Source organism: Pseudomonas sp. Pseusp15, from assembly GCF_059492165.1.
Genome location: NZ_CP168523.1, coordinates 1,405,775 through 1,422,275 on the forward strand (window position 1 = coordinate 1,405,775; position 16,501 = coordinate 1,422,275).

Consider the following 16,501-nt stretch of genomic DNA (forward strand, 5'->3'; position numbering starts at 1 on the left):
GGTCCTGTCAACGATTTTGCTCGGGGTTCCACTGCGCGTACCGCTGTCCACGCAGGAACTGCCACAGACCGATACTCATTCCGGCAAGGGTCACCAGAAAGAAGCCGGCGAGGCGAAAGGGTTTGGGCAAACGGTGTTGCACATCCAGCAGGCCGGCGATGGCCACCGCATAACCGAGCAGTTGCGCGATCAGGCTCAGACGATAGAAGCCATGGACATTCCACAGCCAGAAGTTACTCAGCAACAACGGCAGCAACAGTATCGGTGCCAAGCGTCGAATCAGTTTGTGGCTGATCAGCGCAATCGCATACAAGCCATGGCGCCAGGGATTCAACAGCTCCCGACGCTGGGCCAGGCTCTGCAGGCCGCCGACGGTGACGCGCAGACGACGGCGCCATTGTTTGTCGATCTCATCGACGCCCTGATCGATCACCCGGGCTGTGGGCACATAGACAATGCGTTTGAGCGCCACCGGCGCGCAGGTACTGATAAAGAAATCATCGTTGACCTCCGACGGCACGTTCTGGAACAACTCGCGACGCAGGGCGAGCAGGGCGCCGTCGGCGGAGACCATGCAGCCGGTACGATTTTCCACCATACGCAGCCAACCTTCGTAGTGCCGATAAAGGCTGTCGCCCAGGCTCAGGCCCTGGCCCGCCACCGGGATCAACATGTGCCCGGCGCAGGCCCCGACCTGTGGATCGTCCAGAGGCGCGAGCAATTGGCCGAGGGTGTCGGTCGACCATTGGTTGTCGGCATCGGTGAACACCAGAATCTCGCCCGTGCTCAGGGCAACGGCGGCATTCAAGGTGGCTGCCTTGCCCTGACGGGGCAGGTCGAGCACGCTGATGCGCGGGTCGATGACCTTGCGGGCGCAGGCCACGGTATCGTCGGTGGAGCCGTCGCTGGCCAGAATGATCTGTAGCGAGCGTGCCTGATAATCCTGGGCGAGCAGGATGCGCAACTTTTCTTCGATGTACTGGGCCTCGTTGTGCGCGGCGATGACGATGCTCACGTTCATCGGCTGTGCCGGCCCATGACGCCGCGCGGGAAATAACGGCGCGAGCAGCGTCAGCAGCAGCGGGTAGCCGAACCAGGCGTACACCGGCAATAACAGGCACCACCAGAAAATGAATTCAGCCACGGGCGGGTCTCCTGGCATTCCAGCGACAAAGGCTCAGGATGAGCGCGGCACCCGCCAGGTGCAGACGCACCCAATGCAGGCCCCAGAGTTGCAGCATCAGGCGCAGGTCGCGGTGTAACAGGCTCTGGCGCAGACTTTGGGCGAGCGCTGGCAGGCTGGGGACGAACAGCATGAATAGCGCCAGTAGGGGAGAACCGTTGAGCAGGGCGGATAGCGCCATGAAATCCAACACCCAGGCGATGATCGATAGCATCGGGAAACGCAGTAAGCGCAGATTCATGCCGTGGCTGCGCAGTAATTGCAGGTGACTGCCCTGACGCCAGAACTCCTTGCCCATCCATTCGCGCCAACTGCTCTCGTAACCCCAATGCAGGGCAACGCTCTGGTTGACGGCCAGCAGGCGTGCGCCAGAGTGGGAAAGGCGCATGGTGAAATCTTTGTCTTCGCCGGTGCGCAGGTTTTCGTTGAAGCCGCCGACCTTGTCGAACCATGGACGACGCATCAACAGGTTGGAACTGGGCAGCCATCGCACTGCTTTCACCGTTTCATCGTTCGGGCGCAACGTGCGGCGTTGCCAGGCATTGGCATACCACGGGGCTTCGGCCGGGGTGTGCAGGTCCAGCCCCAGGACGTCGACCTGAACCGCGTGTTGGATGCTCAACAACAGCGTTAGCCAGTCCTCGGGCATCTCGATATCGGCATCGATGAAGCCCAGCCATTCGCCTGTCGCCATCGCCGCCCCGCGATTGCGCAAGGCGCCGATCAGCAGCCCGGGCAGCACCAGCACCTGCGCCCCGAGCTGGCGAGCGATGTGCGGGCCCTGATCGTTGGAGCCGTTATCGACCACAATCAGCTCGCATTCCATCCCGGCAGCCTGCGCGGCTTTTTTCGCGGCAAGCAAGGTGCGGCCGATGTGTCTGGCCTCGTTGTACATCGGGATGGCAATGCTGATGCGGTTCATGCCCTGGCCTCCGTCGGCGGACGTTCCTCAGCCTTGAGGCGCAACACCCAGGTCAGGGCGAGCATGATCCACAGGTACTTGTGATTCGGTGCGCTGAGGAACATCAAAAACAGTGTCAACGACAGATAGCTGATGCCCAGGTGGGTGATCAGGTCGGCCTGTTCCCAATCTCGTCGCAGCATCCAGGCTTGACGGGCGCGGACCAGGTTGTACATCCCAAGGCCGAGCATGCCGACGAACAACAGCCCGGCGGGAATCCCCAGTTCACTGAAGATTTCCATGTAGGTGTTGTGAGCGCGACGGTACAAGTCGCCGGGTTTGCGGTTGGCGGAAAACACCTTGGCGTAACCGGAGGTGGCGTAGTGCAGCGGGAAGGTGCCGGGGCCGGAGCCGAGTAACGGGTGTTCACGAATGATCTGGCTGCCGACCACAAGGTATGACGTGCGGCGGCCGAGGGATTCGTCCTGGCTTTTGGCGCCTTCTTTCAAGACGCTCAAGGACTGGATGCGCTTGAGGTAACCGGCCGGCATCGAATAAATCCCCACCGGGATCACGAGCGCAAGGCCGAGTATGGCAAAACCCAAGTGGCGCGGCCGGATGCGTGGCAACTGCGCGCGGTAGTGCCAGGCGCCGATCATCAAGCTCAGGAACAGCACCACCAGCCCGGAACGGGAATCGGTTTTGGTCATGCCGCCCAGCAGTAAAATGCAGCAGCCGCCCCAGAACAATCGGTGCAACAGGTTCGGACCGCGGATCACCAGTAGCAGGGCCAGCGGCACGGCGAAGGCGATCAACAGGGCAAACGAGTTCGCGTCTTCCAGCAGCCCGGCGGCGCGGCCCTGGTCCTGATACTTGGTGGAGAACATGGCCAGCGCGCTGGTCGCACTGACGCTAAGGGTTACCAGCCGGGCGAACAGATCGAGGTTCAACTCACGGCCAATCAGCAAGGTGATTACAAACAGCACCAGGCCGACGCTCATGTCCCGCAGATGACTCTGGGACATGTCCATGTTGTCGGTATTGATCATGCTCAACAGGTACAACACCACGAAGCCGACCAGGAAGCGCCAGATGTTGCTGCGCAGGCGCTCGGACGGAATCTGGTGAATGGCCAGTTGCAACATCAGGATCAGCGCCAATGACGCACCGATGAATTTGGTGCCTGACAGCGCGTTGCCCTTGAAGAAGCCTTCGAATGGCACCAGTGCCGCGATGCCCAATAACCCCCAGGCGGGTTTTCGGTAGAGCACACCGACAGCGACCATGCCGAGCACCGCGCCGGGCGCCAGATAGGGGTAAGGACTGGCCAGCAAACCGAGGCAGACCAGGGCGAGCAGACTGACGATCGAGAGCGGAAAGATCACGCGCGTGCCTCCCGTGCAGTACGGATATAAAGCTGCGACCAGCGTTCGGCCAAGGCCTTCAGGTCGTAACGGTCCTGTTGCGTACGTTTTGCGTTGTCGATCAGTTCGCGAGCCAGTACCGGATCACTCAGCAGCGTGTCGAGCTGCCGGGCGAGGGCGACGCTGTCGGTGGGGGGCGCCAGCAGACCGTTGTGCCGATCCTCCAGCACATCGGGAATTCCGCCGACGCTGAATGCCACCACCGGCACTCCGGCCTGCATTGCTTCGAGCAAAATCATCGGCGTGCCCTCGGTGCGCGAGCTGATCACTAGCGCATCGAGTTGCGGCCACCAGCGGTTCATTTCGGTCTGGTAACCCGGCAGGGTGATGCGGTTGTGCAAGCCGGCGGCGGCAATTCGCGCCAGCAGGGTTTCCCGTTCCGGGCCATCGCCGAGCATCACCGCGTCCAGTTGCGGATGTCGCTGACACAGCGCAATCAGTGCATCGAGAAACAGGTCCGGGCCTTTTTCATGGGTCAGCCGACCGACGTAGCCCGCCAGCCAGCGCGGGTGTCTGGCGTTGTGGGGCAGCAAGCCGTTGGCGGTTGGCAGACCATTGGGAATCACTTGCAGCTTCTCCTTCCGAACACTGGCCTTGCGGTGCAGCACCGCGATGCTTTCTGCCACGCAGACCACCCGATTCACCGACGCCGTGCGGCACAGTTGCAGGCTCAGCCAGCCGTAGAAGCGTTGCTTGCGACTGCGCGGGGTGAAACCGTGCTGGGTAATCACCAACGGCAAGTCAAACAATGTCGCGCCGACCCAGCCAAACACCAGGCCTTTGAAATTGTGCGTATTGATCAGCGGGTGTTCAGCCCGCCGATAACGTAAATGACCCAGCAATTGCCCAATTCCCGCGAAAGCGCGGCAGTCGATCCCGGCCTCGCGGAACCGGTCGATCAGGGCCGGCGGCGCATCCAGAAACAGCACCTGGTGGTGTCCTGGCGTCGCCAGGCAATGGTCCAGCAACATCCGCTCAGCGCCATAAAAGCCGCCGCTGCTGATCAAATGCATGATCGGCAGCGCGCTGGCGTTGAGCGGCCCGTTCAATGGCGCACCCAATACATGAAGCTAGGCACGGTCCAGTTCTTGTGCGGGTTGTTCGGCAGGACGTCCTGATCGTTGATCACCAACAGCACCGGCAAGCCCAGTTCATGGGTGATTTGCGCTGGATGTTTGAAGCTGTGGTCGAAGAACTCACGCACGTAGACGAAGGCAATCGCCAGCAGCAGACCGGTCAGCATGCCGAACGGAATGATCAGCAGCGGTTTGGGAAACGCCACCTCGGACGGTTCGAACGGCGGGCTGAGCACCCGGGCGTTGGACAAATCGCTGTCCAGCGCGCGGGCGGTGCTGCTTTCGGCAAAGCGCTGGGCGTAGGTGGAGAACGCCGCGTGCAAGGCATTGATCTCGGTATCCATCTGCTGCAACTTGCTCTGCGCCACTTGCAACTGGTGGATACGGTTCTTGAACTCGGCGATGCGCGCGGTTTTCTGGTTGATCACCGAGGTGACAATCGCCAGGTCGCTGGTGCGTTCCTGAATCCGGTTGCTGACGATTTTCAGGAACTGCTGACGGGTGCGGGTAATTTGCTCACGGGCCAGCAGCATCGGTTCGCTGCCCGGCTGGAACACCGCCAGGTCATTCATGTAGCGACTGACTTGAGTCGTCAGCTGCTCACCGATCTGCCGGATCTCCCGGTCTTCGAAGGCAATGTTGTCCACCGTGGTGGTGAAGGTGAAGGGGAAGGTGTAGTCGTTGAGCCGAGAGGTATTGTTGGCCGCCGCCAGCGCGGTTTTCAGGTAGTCGAGCCAGCGCTGGCTTTGCAGCAAGCGATCCTGATACTGGTTCAGGTTCTCTTCCTCGGTGTTGATGGCGTTGAGGCGGAAGGTGATTTCTTCCTTCGGATCGGACGCACCGATCTTTTCGAGCAGCGCCAGTCGAGTGCCTTCCAGGCCATCGAGCCGCACCTGATACTGCTTCTTCTTGGTTTCGTAGAAGCTCTGTGGCAGATCGATCGATTGCAGTTCCTGACGGCTGGCCAGGTAGTTTTGCAACATCGTTGCGACAAACCGGGTGCCTTGGGCCGGATCGCTTGAGCTGTAGATAATGGAGATCACGTTGGAGCCGGGCAGGGTGTCGATCTTCAGGTTATCGATGGCCTCCTGGGTGAAGGTATCCAGGGAGGTGTCCCGCACCGGATCGATTGCAAGCCCGAGCGCGCCGCGCACCGGGTTGATCACGTATTCACGCAAGGGGTTGGTCACGAAACGCTGGATCGGTACGGTCACCAGTTTGTTGAAGGCCCCGGGGTTGGGCGTGTATTCGCCTTTGGCCTGAAGGTCACTGATGGTCTGACGGATCAGGGCCGGCGAGCGCAGGATATTGCTCTCGGTTTCCATATCCGCCAGTGATGGCGGAATGAAAGAGGCGTCGCCTTGGGTCAGGGATGTGGTGGCGTCGCCCTGAGAGAGTTTTTTGGACTGCACGAGCACCTGCGCGGTGATATCGAAGCTCTGTTTGAGCACCAGTGGCAGGAGCAGGGCGATCACTGCAAAGATCAGGAAGATTCGCTTCACCAACCGCTTGTTGGCGAAGAAGATCCTGAAGAACTCATGCAGGTAGTTTTCCTTTGGGTTCATGATGGGTCACCTGTGAGTTAGTTACTGCCGTTGCTGCCTTTGTTGTCGACGCGGTAGGCGAAACTGAAGCCCACCCCCTGAAACAGCACCACGTCCGCCAGTTGCCGTGCGAGCTCACCGGCGCTGGCCAGTTTGGTCTTGGGCACGTAGAGCATGTCGTCCGGTTGCAGGTAAGCAATCTGCGACGCGTCACCGGACAAGGCTTTCTCCACGTCGTAGTGCACAGCCTGCACCTGGTTGCCGTTACGGCGCATGATCACCACCGAATCGAGCCGGGCCTTGATGCTGGTGCCACGGGCCAGGGTCAACGCTTCGAGCACCGAGACCGGGCGGCGAATCGGGTAGGAGCCCGGCTGCCCGACTTCACCCAGCACATAGATTTCGTTGCCCGACGTGGATTTGAGCATGACGTCGACTGTCATCCGTCCCGGCAATTGCGCGTAGCGTTGATTGAGGAACGTTTCGAGCTGGTTGACGGTCATGCCTTGCAGCGGCACGGAGCCGATTTCCGGAAAACTCGCATAGCCGTCGTTGCCCACGGTGATCTCCCGGCTCATGCCGGTAGCGGGGTGGTTCAGGGCGCTCTTGAGGTTTTGCTCGTTGCTCAGCGGGCTGGTGACCAGCACGGTCAACTGGTTGCGATTGGGCTGGAACAGGGCTTTGCGGTTATAGGCGCGCTGGATTTCCTCCCGGGCCTGGACCGAGGTCATCCCGGCGATTTTCACCGAGGTGTTGGCCCCCGGCAGTTCGATGGTGCCATCGGGCAGCACCAGTTGCGTGCCGTTGAGCTGACTGGCCGCGGTGAAGTTCAGGGCGACCTGGTCACCGGGCTGAATGCGGTAAGCCTCCGAGCCACTGGTGCTGACGTGGAAGATCACGTCCAGCACGTCCTTGGGCCGCAAGGTCTGTTCGACCTTGGGCATATCGGTGGCCTGGGCGTTGGCCGGCTCGGCCGTGAGGATCTGCACCGGCATGTTCTGGGTTTCACTGGTGCTGGAGCAACCTGCAAGCGGTAGCAACAGCAGGACAAGCACTTTGGCATTCATGACTTCATCCTTCAGGTGGGTGCTTACAGGTTTTTGTAGAGCCATTTGGGCATGTAGTACTTGCGCCGGTTGAAGACGCTGCCCACCAGTTTCGCGCCGGCCTGGGTCAGGCGCTGGGCCGCGGCCTGGGCCACTTCCCAGCGGGTGTCTTCCGCGCGCACCACCATGATCACGCCGTCCACCAAAGTGCTGATGACCAAGGTGTCGACGGCCTCATACACCGCATCGCCGTCGATCACCACGAAGCGATACCGATCGCCCAGTTGCTCGAGCAACGGGCTCAGTTGTTCGCGGGTCAGGTGCTCGGTGCCGCGGATGTGCCGCCCGTTCGGCAGGATGTGGAAGGGCAGGCTGGAGACGGTCACCAGGCAGTCCTGCAGCAGCGGCGGGGAGTCGTTGAACAGCAGATCGCGAAAGCCGCGCTCTTTGCTCAACCCCAGCTGATGCGTGAGGTTGCTCGCCGACTGGCTGGCGTCCACCAGCAGCACTTGGCCGCTGCTCATTGACGCCAATTGGGTGGCCAGCGCCAGGGCACTGGTGGTGGTGCCCGTGCCTGCGTTGGCAGCGGTCAGAAAAAGGATCCGCAGATCCAGGTCGAGCACGGTCGAGGTCAGGTTGGACTCGCTCGGGCTGGCGATGGTCAGGCTGTTATTCGATGAACCGTCCATTTAACTCGCTCCGTGGCCGTTGAACACGATGAAGGGGGTTTTCAACAGAATCTTCAGATCAAGCAACAGGCTCTGCTCGGCGATGTACGTGAGGTCCAACTCAACGCGCTGGTCGAAGTCGATATTGCTGCGCCCGGAGATTTGCCACAGACCGGTCATGCCGGGGTAGATGCTCAGGCGTGCAAGGTGGCTGTCCTTGTAACGACGTGCATTGAACGAGGTGGGTCGTGGACCTACCAGGCGCATGTCGCCGCTCACCACATTGATCAGGTTGGGTAATTCATCGAGGCTGCTGCGCCGCAGGAAGCTGCCGATGGGCGTAATCCGCGGGTCGTTGTCGATCTTGAAGTCGATGGCGTCGGCGCCGTGCTTGTTCAGATGCCGCAGGGACTCCTTGAGCTCCTCGGCGTTGGCCACCATGGTGCGGAACTTGTACATGCCGAACATGCGGCCGCGGTAGCCGGTGCGTTGTTGCACGAACATCACCGGCCCCGGGCTGCTGAACTTGATCGCCAGTGCCAGCCCCAGCAGTACCGGGGAAATCAACAGCAAGATCACCAGTGCACCGAGGCAGGCGAGCACCCGATTGGTGCGCGACAGGGTCCAGGGCCGACCGCCGTTGCGGCCGGTCACCCAGCCGTGACCCTGCACGTGGATCGCCTTGTCGAGGCGCATCCGGTGCTCGGGATCCAGGCGGTTATCATGCTGCATGTGATCGAGCAACATGCCTTTTTCATGTCCAGTCATAGAGTCCTCCGCTAAAGCCCGGCCATGAATGGCGAGTGGGCGCTACGCAGTGGGTAGTAGTCACGGAACCAGGCGATGAATCGTCCGAGTCCTTCATCCAGCTCTATCCGTGGCTGGAAACCGGTGGCCAGTGCCAGATCGCTGGCATCGGCGCAGGTGTTGAGCACGTCGCCCGGTTGCAGGGGCAGCAACTCGACGAGGGCCTTTTGCCCCAGGTGCTTTTCCAGCAGTGCCAGGTAGTCCTTGAGCGCTACCGGCTGCTGTCCGCCAATGTTGTAAATGCGCCATGGCGCCATGCTGCTGGCCGGGTCCGGTTGCTCGCGGCTCCAGTCCGGTGCCGGCTGCGGCGCGCGTTCGACCAGGCGGGCGATGCTCTCGATGATGTCGTCGATGTAGGTGAAATCCCGCTGGTGCTGGCCGTAGTTGAACAGCTTCAACGGCTGCCCTTCGGCAATCGCCCGGGCGAACTGGATCGGCGACATGTCGGGCCGGCCCCAGGGGCCGTACACGGTGAAAAAACGCAAACCGGTGCAAGGAATGCCGAACAGATGGCTGTAGCTGTGGGCCATCGACTCGTTGGCTTTTTTGGTCGCGGCGTACAGCGACAACGGATGGTCGACGTTGTCTTTGACTGAATATGGCGTGTGCTGGTTGGCGCCGTACACCGAACTGGACGAGGCATAGATCAAGTGCCTGACCGGGTGGCGACGGCAGCTTTCGAGAATGTTGAGGAACCCGCTCAGATTGCTGTCGAGGTAGGCCCGAGGATTTTCCAGGGAGTAACGCACCCCGGCCTGCGCCGCGAGGTGAATCACCACTTGCGGTTGTTCACACTCAAACAGTGCGTCGAGGGCCTCGGCATCGGCCAGGTCGACTTTCGCGAGGGGGAAATCGCCGACCTGCTCGCGTACCCAATCCACGCGGTCATGTTTGAGTTGCGGGTCGTAGTAGTCATTGAAGTTGTCCAGCCCGCACACCTGATGCCCGTCGCTCAACAGCCGCAACACACAATGGGCACCAATGAAGCCGGCGGCTCCAGTGACGAGTATCTTCATGATCGTGGCGCCTCTGGAGCTGCCAATGCCGCAGCTTGGATGAGGCCGACGCAACACGTACCAAATACGTTCACGTCCATATTGGCGTGCCTCGTAAGACGGTGGATGTAACTGAAATGAGACTGTCAAAAGGGGTATAGCCCAGCCTTGGGAAAGCGTGTCAGCAAAATGACGGGTAGCGCGGGCTGGAAACCCTGATTTCATGGGCTATTTGGTATCAAGTGCTTGCCGTTGCTGGATTTGTCGCGGTTTTGAGGGGTTTCAAGAAAACGATAAACGGTCGAAAGGCTTGTATTACAAGGGTTACAGGCGTTTTGAAGCGTCAGATTTGAGTTAATGTTTTTTTGACGCTTTTGGCAAAAAACCGGCATTTCTTGCGCTTTCATGGCTCGGTGCTAGTGTCAGAAAATGGCTGATAATCATTGGTTTCCATTTGCCAATGGCAGCCATGGAGGTACTGCATCCACCATGATCCGATACTTCAAGGAACTGTTGCTGGTTCTGTATTTACTCAAAAGCTACGACTATTACCTCGATCGTCTCGAGGCATTGGGCATCGGTTTGCCGATGTTGCTGTATGGCGGGATGTTCGTTGTGCTGACGATCGCGCTGTTCATGACCGCCTATATTCGTCAGACACTGGTCCGTCATTTGTTTGCGTTGGCGCTGTTTGGCTCGGCGATTTTCTTTGACGTGTATACGCACGTGACCGCCAGTTACCTGACCTACAGCAGCTTTGTGTCGCTGGTGTATTCCGGTGGGTTCATTCAGGAAGCGGCTTACCAGTACCGCGATGCGATCATCAGTGCGACGGTCAGTGGCTTGTTGCTGCTGTTGGGTATCGGGCTCAAGCCGCGTCGACGGTTGCCGTTGCCGGGGGCGTTGTTGGCGGCGGCACCGGTGCTCGGCGTGCTGCTGCTCAGTGTCGTGCTGTTCGTGCGGGCCGGCGAGGGCGCCCGTGGCTTGCCGATCATGTACACGCCGTTGGCCTATCTGAATCTGTTTACCTATGAAGCGCTGCACAACGTTGTCGGCCCGCGCGAGCCGGTGAGCCTGGCGCGCATCGATCGGCCGGTGGGTTACGACATCGTACTGATCATCGACGAGAGCATTTCCGGTAATTACCTGGACATCAACACGCCATTCGGTGTGCACAGCAACCTCAAGGAAGCACACCCGGGCGTGGACATCTTCAATTACGGCTACGCCGCGTCCATCGCCAATTGCAGCGCCGACACCAACGTCACGTTGCGCTATGGCGGCACCCGTGGCGATTACATGCGGATCAACACCACACTGCCGTCGATCTGGCAGTACGCGAAAAAAGCCGGGCTGCGCACGGTTTACATCGATGCCCAGCGCACGGGCGGCAACTTGCAGAACCTGATGAGCAATGCCGAGAAGCAGGACATCGACGAGTTCGTGCAATTCGACCAGACCAGCGTGCGTGAGCGAGACATGGCTGCGGCGGCCAAGCTGATCGATCTGCTCAACGACGGCATACCGGAGCTGGTGGTGATCAACAAGGTCGGCGCGCATTTCCCGGTACACGACAAATACCCGGACGCGTTTATGGCGTATCGCCCGACCTTGCCTCGGGGGCAGTTTGTCGAGGTGGCGGACACGGGCACGCGCGAGGGTTTCAATGGGCAGCCGAATGATTGGGTGTTGTACCGCAATGCCTACAAAAACACGGTGCTGTGGAATGTCGGCGAGTTCTTCTCACGGGTTTTCGCCCAGGCGGATATGCGTAATGCGCTGATGATCTACACCTCGGACCACGGGCAGGATCTGCATGAGCGCGGTAACCCGGGGCTCAACACCCACTGTGGCAGTGACCCTGTGGAGGAAGAGGGGTTGGTGCCGTTGGTGGTGATCTCGGGCAGCGATTTGAAGACGATGGACTGGCAGGCGCAGTTGCCGGCCAACAAGGACCGCTCCAGTCACTACAACATCTTCCCGACGTTGTTGCAGTTGATGGGCTATGACCTGGCAGGGATCGAGGCGGTGTATGGCAAACCGTTGAGCGTGTCGACGGCGGATGACTTCACTTTCAACTATCGCTTCAATGCGCGGCTCGGCGCTGTGCCTGCGTGGAAGTACATCGATCTGAAGAGCATTGTGACGCCGGGGCCGGTGGTGCCGAGTGTGGCGGTGGGGCAGTGAGATTTTGATGAAATGGCCTGGCCTTATCGCGAGCAGGCTCGCGATAAACGATCACGCGGTCTTGCTGCCGTCCGCTATCCTAGGCCAACTGCCTTCAACGAGCCTCCTCTCATGCTTTCGGTCCAGGGCGTCTTCAAAAGCTACGCCACCCCCCAAGGCCCATTGCCGGTATTACAAGGCGTCGACCTCATGTTGAAACCCGGCAGCAGCCTGGCGTTGATGGGCGAGTCGGGCAGTGGCAAAAGTACCTTGCTGCACCTGATCGCCGGCCTGGACAAGGTCGATCGCGGCAGCATTCGCAGTGGCGAGCATCGGCTGGAACAGATGAACGAAGGCCAATTGGCCCACTGGCGGCGCACCGAAATCGGCCTGGTGTTTCAGCAGTTCAACCTGATCGGCAGTTTGCGGGTCGAGGACAATCTGGCGTTTCAGGCGCGTCTGGCCGGACGCCACGACCCGCGCTGGCAAGCGCATCTGGTGCAGCGTCTTGGGTTGGTGGATCTGTTGCAGCGCTATCCGGAACAACTGTCTGGTGGACAACAGCAACGAGTTGCGCTTGGCAGGGCGCTGGCCTCGCAACCGAAACTGCTGCTGGCCGACGAACCCACCGGCAGTCTCGATGAAGCCACCAGCGATGAGGTATTGAAGTTGTTGCTGGAGCTGCTCGACGACAGCCCGACGACATTGTTGATGGTCACCCACAGCCCAAGGGTCGCCGCGCGGCTGGCGGAAAAAGTGGTGCTGCACAATGGCCGTCTGGCTGGCGCGGACGAGCACTGAAGTGCGGGTTTTTCGCGAGACATTGCGGGCGCTGCTCAGCCATTGGCGGCAACATCCGGTGCAATTTTTCAGTGTGCTGACCGGGCTCTGGCTCGCCACCAGCCTGCTGACCGGCGTGCAAGCGCTGAACAGTCAGGCACGGGAAAGCTACGCACGGGCCAGTCAGTTGATCGGTGGCGAACCTCAAGCCAGCCTGAGCGCACCCGGCGGCGGGGTGTTCCCTCAGCAATTGTTTATCGACCTGCGTCGCGCAGGTTGGCCGGTATCGCCCGTGTTGCGAGGCCGGGTGACGCTCAAGGGCCATGAAGACCAGCGCTTGCAGTTGATGGGCATTGAACCGGTGTCGCTGCCGGCCGGTTCCGCAGTGGCCGGCCGGTCGTTACCGATCGAGCAGGTCGTCGAGTTCTTCACGGTGCCGGGCAGCACCTGGATTTCGCCGCAGACCTTGCAGGCGTTGGGCTTGCACGAAGGTGAAACACCGACGGCCGAGAGCGGCATCGCCTTGCCGCCACTACGTGCCCAACCCGACATGGCCCCCGGTGTGTTGCTGGTGGACATCGGCTTCGCCCAGCAGATTCTGCAATTGCCCGATCAACTGTCACGTCTGTTGCTGCCCAAGGATTTCACCGCGACCCTGCCTGATCAGTTCAAGGGCCAACTCCAGCTCATCAGCAGCGGCGAAGAAAACAATCTTGCGCGTCTGACCGAGAGCTTCCATCTGAACCTCGATGCCTTGGGCTTTCTGTCGTTCGTGGTTGGCCTGTTCATCGTCCACGCGGCGATCGGTCTGGCGCTGGAGCAACGTCGAGGCTTGCTCAGAACCCTGCGCGCCTGTGGCGTCAGTGCGCGAATGTTGATTGCCGGCCTCGCCGTCGAGCTGGGTGGTCTGGCGTTGATCGGTGGTGTCGCTGGCGTGGTCAGTGGCTACCTGCTGGCCGGCGTGCTGTTGCCGGACGTCGCCGCCAGTTTGCGCGGCTTGTACGGCGCCGAAGTGCCGGGACAGTTGAGCCTCAGCCCGCTGTGGTGGTTCAGCGGCATCGGTCTGAGCCTGCTCGGCGCGTTGCTGGCCGGTGCCAACAGTTTGCTGCGAGCGGCGCGTTTGCCGCTGCTGGCGCTGGCCGATCCGCAAGCCTGGCATCAGGCCCACGCGCGCTGGTTGCGGCGCCAGGGCTGGGTCGCGGCGATGGCTGCGCTGATTGCGGTGTTGGCGTTGATGTTCGGCGACAGCCTGAGCAGTGGTTTCGTGCTGATGGCCGCGTTGTTGATCGGCGCCGCACTGGCCTTGCCGGTGGTGTTGAACAGTGTGCTCAACCGGGTGCTGCGGCGCAGTCGCTCGGTGCTCAGCCAATGGTTTGTCGCCGATTGCCGTCAGCAGTTGCCGGCCCTGAGCCTGGCCTTGATGGCGCTGTTATTGGCGCTGGCGGCGAACATCGGCGCCGGCAGCATGACCGCCGGTTTCCGCCAGACCTTCAACAACTGGCTCGAACAACGCCTGACCGCCGAGTTGTATGTCAATCCGCAAAATCCGGCCCAGGCCCGAGAGCTTTACACATGGCTCAAACAACAACCCCAAGTCAGTGCGGTGCTACCCAACTGGCAAGTGTCGATTCAGTTACAGGGTTGGCCGGCGGATGTCTTCGGCGTGATCGATCACCCGACCTATCGCCAGCACTGGCCGTTGCTGGAAGCCTTGGGCGACGACCCTTGGGAACGACTGGCCAAGGACGACGCGCTGATGCTCAGCGAACAACTGGCCCGGCGGTTGAAGGTGCGCCTGGGTGATCACATGACCATTGCCACACCCAACGGTCCATGGTCGCCACGGATCGTCGGGATCTACGCCGACTACGGCAATCCCAAGGGCCATCTGCTGGTCAACATCAATCACCTGCTGCGCGGCTGGCCGCAGCTGACACCCAGCCGTTTCAACCTGCGCATCGAGCCCGCGTCGATTCCCGCGTTCCTGGCCGCGCTGCAAGCGCGCTTCGCCCTGGACGACAGCCGCATCGTCGATCAGGCCCGGCTCAAGGGGTGGTCCACACAAGTGTTCGAGCGTACCTTCGCCGCCACCGCCGCACTCAACAGCCTGACGCTTTGCGTCGCGGGCGTGGCGCTGTTCATTAGCCTGCTGACCCAGAGCCAGAGTCGCCTCGGACAACTCGCGCCGTTGTGGGCGCTGGGCGTGACGCGGCGACAGTTGATGCTGCTCAACCTCGGGCAGACCTGGTTGCTCGCGGTGCTGACATTGGTGCTGGCATTGCCGTTGGGCATCGCATTGGCGTGGTGCCTGGATACGGTGATCAACGTGCAGGCCTTCGGCTGGCGCTTGCCGCTTCGGGTGTTTCCACTGCAACTGTTGCAGTTGATGGGCCTGGCCTTGCTCGCCACGTTGCTCGCGTCGGCGTGGCCGTTGTACTCGCTGTATCGCACGCAACCGGCGGATCTGCTGAGGACGTTTGCTCATGAAGATTAAAATCTGCGTGTTGCTGCTGGCGTTGCTGAGTGGCTGCGACAACACGCCTGCGCCGGAAAAAGGCTTCGCCGGCCTCGGCCATCAGGCCACCGCATTTACCCCGGTGGTGCCCGGGCGAGTGTTCAGTTTCCCGGCGGACCACGGCGCCCACGATGGCTTTCGCATCGAATGGTGGTACGTCACCGCCAACCTCAAGGACGATCAGGGGCGCGAGTTCGGCGCGCAATGGACGCTGTTTCGCAGCGCCTTGAAAGCGACGCCCGAGCAACCTGGCTGGGCCAGTCAGACTATCTGGCTGGGCCACGCGGCCGTGACATCCGCCACCGCACATCATGCCGCCGAACGCTATGCCCGAGGCGGTGTCGGCCAGGCCGGAGTGACCCTTAAGCCGTTCAACGCATGGATCGATGACTGGCGTTTCAGCAGTCAGGCCACCGACGAAAACCCGCTGGCAGACCTGCAACTCAGCGCCCGCGACAAGGCGTTCAGCTACCAGCTTCGACTGACGTCAACCCGGCCATTGGTACTTCAGGGAGACAAAGGCTTCAGCCAGAAATCCGAACAAGGCCAGGCGTCGTACTACTACAGCCAACCGTTTTTCCAGGCCAGCGGCACCCTCGAAATCGACGGCAAAACCTACACGGTCAACGGCCCGGCCTGGCTCGACCGCGAGTGGAGCAGCCAACCGCTGACCGCCAACCAGACCGGTTGGGACTGGTTCTCCCTGCACCTGGACAGCGGTGAGCAAGTGATGCTCTACCGCATGCGGCAAAAGGACGGCGCGCCATACCTCACCGGCACCTGGATCGACGCTCAGGGGCAGACGCAGTTGCTGCACGCCGACGACATTCGCCTCACACCACAAGACACCGCCAAGGTTGCCGGGCGTTCGATGCCTGTGCGCTGGTCGATCAACATCCCGGGCAAGCACCTCGAAATTACCATCGACGCCCTCAACCCCAAGGCCTGGATGGACTTGCGCATTCCTTACTGGGAAGGGCCGGTGCGGCTGAGCGGCAGTCACGGGGGGCAGGGGTATCTGGAGATGACCGGGTATTGAGTCGGAGCTTTTTGCGCCATGCTGTTCGGCGAAATTGAAAGATCTGAACGTAGGGCAGAGCGTTGTGCTGACGTGCAACGATGTGCTGAAAGTGGCCAGCCAGCACCCAAGCTGATCATTACTTGTACGTATTGTTTGTTCTTGTGCAGATAGCTGTATAAGAACAATCAATTTTAATGGTCGAACCGGTGCGTTTAGGAAGTTTGTAGACGTTGTGTAAGCGGAACCTTACGAAATATTACGTGCATAAATTTCATGTTTGTACACGAGGACATATCTGCCAAATTCTATTAAAATCCTTCCCGTTCGCCCGGTGTCAGGGCTCTTTACCGGTGCATGGATTGCCAGGCCATTACA

At 60.7% G+C, this 16,501-nt stretch carries 13 protein-coding genes; 4 read left to right on the plus strand and 9 right to left on the minus strand.

Annotated elements, in window-relative coordinates; genetic code table 11:
- Positions 1-7: 7 nt before the first annotated feature.
- Genes ACEN8R_RS06425 through ACEN8R_RS06465 form a run of 9 tightly spaced genes read right to left on the minus strand, consistent with a single transcriptional unit; the run spans position 8 to position 9,665 of the window.
- Positions 8-1,144: a glycosyltransferase gene (locus ACEN8R_RS06425; protein WP_495624655.1), complete on the minus strand. Its 1,137-nt coding sequence runs from the start codon at positions 1,142-1,144 to the stop codon at positions 8-10.
- On the minus strand, positions 1,137-2,105 hold the full coding sequence (locus tag ACEN8R_RS06430) for a glycosyltransferase family 2 protein (RefSeq protein WP_495624656.1): 969 nt from the start codon (positions 2,103-2,105) through the stop codon (positions 1,137-1,139). The genes ACEN8R_RS06425 and ACEN8R_RS06430 overlap by 8 nt, the downstream gene beginning before the upstream one ends.
- Positions 2,102-3,469 carry an O-antigen ligase family protein gene (locus ACEN8R_RS06435; protein WP_495624657.1) on the minus strand — a complete coding sequence of 456 codons (1,368 nt, stop codon included), beginning with the start codon at positions 3,467-3,469 and terminating at the stop codon, positions 2,102-2,104. Before ACEN8R_RS06435 ends, ACEN8R_RS06430 begins: the two co-directional genes overlap by 4 nt.
- Entirely contained in the window at positions 3,466-4,521 is a 1,056-nt protein-coding gene (locus ACEN8R_RS06440; protein ID WP_495625000.1) for a glycosyltransferase family 4 protein, read from the minus strand. The genes ACEN8R_RS06435 and ACEN8R_RS06440 overlap by 4 nt, the downstream gene beginning before the upstream one ends.
- 32 nt (positions 4,522-4,553) lie before the next feature.
- Positions 4,554-6,149 (minus strand): GumC family protein, encoded by a 1,596-nt coding sequence (locus tag ACEN8R_RS06445; RefSeq protein ID WP_018925575.1) that lies wholly within the window; start codon positions 6,147-6,149, stop codon positions 4,554-4,556.
- Positions 6,150-6,166: 17 nt separating this feature from the next.
- Entirely contained in the window at positions 6,167-7,195 is a 1,029-nt protein-coding gene (locus ACEN8R_RS06450; protein WP_258612351.1) for a polysaccharide biosynthesis/export family protein, read from the minus strand.
- Positions 7,196-7,218: 23 nt separating this feature from the next.
- Positions 7,219-7,863, minus strand: coding sequence for a CpsD/CapB family tyrosine-protein kinase (locus ACEN8R_RS06455; protein ID WP_064618731.1), 645 nt, complete (start codon positions 7,861-7,863; stop codon positions 7,219-7,221).
- On the minus strand, positions 7,864-8,610 hold the full coding sequence (locus ACEN8R_RS06460) for a sugar transferase (RefSeq protein WP_018925578.1): 747 nt from the start codon (positions 8,608-8,610) through the stop codon (positions 7,864-7,866).
- Positions 8,611-8,621: 11 nt separating this feature from the next.
- On the minus strand, positions 8,622-9,665 hold the full coding sequence (locus ACEN8R_RS06465; protein WP_495624658.1) for an NAD-dependent epimerase: 1,044 nt from the start codon (positions 9,663-9,665) through the stop codon (positions 8,622-8,624).
- A 468-nt stretch (positions 9,666-10,133) separates the two neighbouring features.
- Here ACEN8R_RS06465 and ACEN8R_RS06470 point away from each other — a divergent pair, with 468 nt between their 5' ends.
- From ACEN8R_RS06470 to ACEN8R_RS06485, 4 genes are all read left to right on the plus strand, one after another.
- A complete protein-coding gene (locus ACEN8R_RS06470) occupies positions 10,134-11,831 on the plus strand; it encodes a sulfatase-like hydrolase/transferase (protein ID WP_477743685.1) in 1,698 nt (565 codons plus the stop codon).
- A 111-nt stretch (positions 11,832-11,942) separates the two neighbouring features.
- Positions 11,943-12,611, plus strand: coding sequence for an ABC transporter ATP-binding protein (locus ACEN8R_RS06475; protein ID WP_495624659.1), 669 nt, complete (start codon positions 11,943-11,945; stop codon positions 12,609-12,611).
- 1 nt (position 12,612) lies between these two features.
- Entirely contained in the window at positions 12,613-15,084 is a 2,472-nt protein-coding gene (locus ACEN8R_RS06480; protein WP_495625001.1) for an ABC transporter permease, read from the plus strand.
- The gene (locus ACEN8R_RS06485; protein ID WP_495624660.1) at positions 15,074-16,144 is read left to right on the plus strand and encodes a lipocalin-like domain-containing protein; all 1,071 of its coding nucleotides are present in this window, start codon (positions 15,074-15,076) and stop codon (positions 16,142-16,144) included. Before ACEN8R_RS06480 ends, ACEN8R_RS06485 begins: the two co-directional genes overlap by 11 nt.
- The last annotated feature ends 357 nt before the right edge of the window (positions 16,145-16,501 follow it).

Bases quoted from the DNA above. Each gene is read 5' to 3' on its own strand.
- ACEN8R_RS06470 (WP_477743685.1), top strand. From the start codon at position 10,134: ATGATCCGATACTTCAAGGAACTGTTGCTGGTTCTGTATTTACTCAAA.
- ACEN8R_RS06455 (WP_064618731.1), bottom strand. From the start codon at position 7,863: ATGGACGGTTCATCGAATAACAGCCTGACCATCGCCAGCCCGAGCGAG.
- ACEN8R_RS06430 (WP_495624656.1), bottom strand. From the start codon at position 2,105: ATGAACCGCATCAGCATTGCCATCCCGATGTACAACGAGGCCAGACAC.
- ACEN8R_RS06475 (WP_495624659.1), top strand. From the start codon at position 11,943: ATGCTTTCGGTCCAGGGCGTCTTCAAAAGCTACGCCACCCCCCAAGGC.
- ACEN8R_RS06460 (WP_018925578.1), bottom strand. From the start codon at position 8,610: ATGACTGGACATGAAAAAGGCATGTTGCTCGATCACATGCAGCATGAT.
- ACEN8R_RS06445 (WP_018925575.1), bottom strand. From the start codon at position 6,149: ATGAACCCAAAGGAAAACTACCTGCATGAGTTCTTCAGGATCTTCTTC.
- ACEN8R_RS06465 (WP_495624658.1), bottom strand. From the start codon at position 9,665: ATGAAGATACTCGTCACTGGAGCCGCCGGCTTCATTGGTGCCCATTGT.
- ACEN8R_RS06450 (WP_258612351.1), bottom strand. From the start codon at position 7,195: ATGAATGCCAAAGTGCTTGTCCTGCTGTTGCTACCGCTTGCAGGTTGC.
- ACEN8R_RS06440 (WP_495625000.1), bottom strand. From the start codon at position 4,521: ATGCATTTGATCAGCAGCGGCGGCTTTTATGGCGCTGAGCGGATGTTG.
- ACEN8R_RS06485 (WP_495624660.1), top strand. From the start codon at position 15,074: ATGAAGATTAAAATCTGCGTGTTGCTGCTGGCGTTGCTGAGTGGCTGC.